The following is a 1,629-nucleotide window of genomic DNA, read 5'->3' as shown; positions in this document are numbered from 1 at the left end:
TTCCAGAGTACGGCCAGACACGTGAAACCTGGTCGGAAGATGGGGGGACCACCCTCCAACCCTAAATACTACCCAGTGACCGATAGCGTATAGTACTGTGAAGGAAAGGTGAAAAGCACCCCGGGAGGGGAGTGAAAAAGAACCTGAAACCCTGTGCCTACAAGCACCTAGAGCACGTCAATGTGTGATAGGGTACTTTTTGTAGAACGGTCCGGCGAGCGATTGTATGCAGCAAGGTTAAGGACTTAAGGTCTGGAGCCGAAGCGAAAGCGAGTTTGAAAAGGGCGTTAAGTTGCATATAATGGGCCCGAAACCGGGTGACCTACCCATGGTCAGGTTGAAGTGGAAGTAAAATTCCATGGAGGACCGAACCGACCTCCGTTGAAAAGGCGGCGGATGAACTGTGGGTAGCGGAGAAATTCCAATCGAACCCGGAGATAGCTGGTTCTCCCCGAAATAGTTTTAGGACTAGCCTCAAGTTAGATACCTGGAGGTAAAGCACTGAATAGCCTAGCGGCCGAGAGGTTAGCGAAGCTTATCAAACTCAGAATGCCAGAGTATTGATGCTTGGGAGTCAGACAGTGTCAGATAAATGTCATTGTCAAAAGGGAAACAGCCCAGATCTACAGCTAAGGTCCCAAAGTCAGGTTAAGTGGAAAACGATGTGAAGATACGCAGACAACCAGGATGTTGGCTCAGAAGCAGCCACTCATTCAAAGAGTGCGTAATAGCTCACTGGTCGAGCGTCTTTGCGCGGAGAATTTAACGGGGCTAAACCTGACACCGAAGCTTAGGCAATCCAGCAATGGATTGGGTAGGGGAGCGTTGTATACGCGGAGAAACAGTAGCGTGAGCGGCTGTGGAGTGTATAGAAGTGAGAATGCCGGAATGAGTAGCGCGAATGCAGTGAGAATCTGCATGGCCGAAAGCCTCAGGTTTTTGGAGGAAGGTTCGTCCGCTCCAAGTTAGTCGGGAGCTAAGGTGAGGCCGGAAGGCGTAGCCGATGCACAGACGGTAGAGATTCCGTCACCACCAAAAGAGTTAAGCACAGGGACACATTTGAAGTCTCAGAGCCGGGTGTTGGTTCCGGTAGAGATCGAGGGAAATTAGTACCGAAGTCTGGGATGGAAGATGGCGAGAAAAGCTGTGTGTATTTCTGAGGTGCCCGTACCGCAAACCGACACAGGTAGGTAGGAAGAAGATTCTAAGGCCAACGGGAGAAGGGTTGTTAAGGAACTCGGCAAATTGACCCCGTAACTTCGGGAGAAGGGGTGCTCCAGAGATGGAGCCGCAGAGAATCGGCCCAAGCAACTGTTTACCAAAAACACAGGTTTGTGCTAAATCGAAAGATGACGTATACGAGCTGACGCCTGCCCGGTGCTGGAAGGTTAAGAGGAGATGTGCAAGCATTGAATCGAAGCCCCAGTGAACGGCGGCCGTAACTATAACGGTCCTAAGGTAGCGAAATTCCTTGTCAGGTAAGTTCTGACCCGCATGAAAGGCGTAATGATTTGGGCACTGTCTCAACAGCCCGCCCGGCGAAATTGTAGTACCGGTGAAGATGCCGGTTACCCGCGACAAGACGGAAAGACCCCATGGAGCTTTACTGTAGCCTAATATTGGGTTTCG

At 51.0% G+C, this 1,629-nt stretch carries 1 rRNA gene; it reads left to right on the top strand.

The features are described 5' to 3' along the window. A 23S ribosomal RNA gene (locus J3349_RS13935) occupies positions 1-1,629 on the top strand; the annotation flags it as partial.

The organism is Faecalibacterium sp. Marseille-P9590 (assembly GCF_017377665.1).
Taxonomy (GTDB): Bacteria; Bacillota; Clostridia; order Oscillospirales; family Ruminococcaceae; genus Faecalibacterium.
The sequence above is the reverse complement of the archived record's forward strand: the minus strand, read 5'-3'. Positions and strand labels throughout refer to the sequence as shown.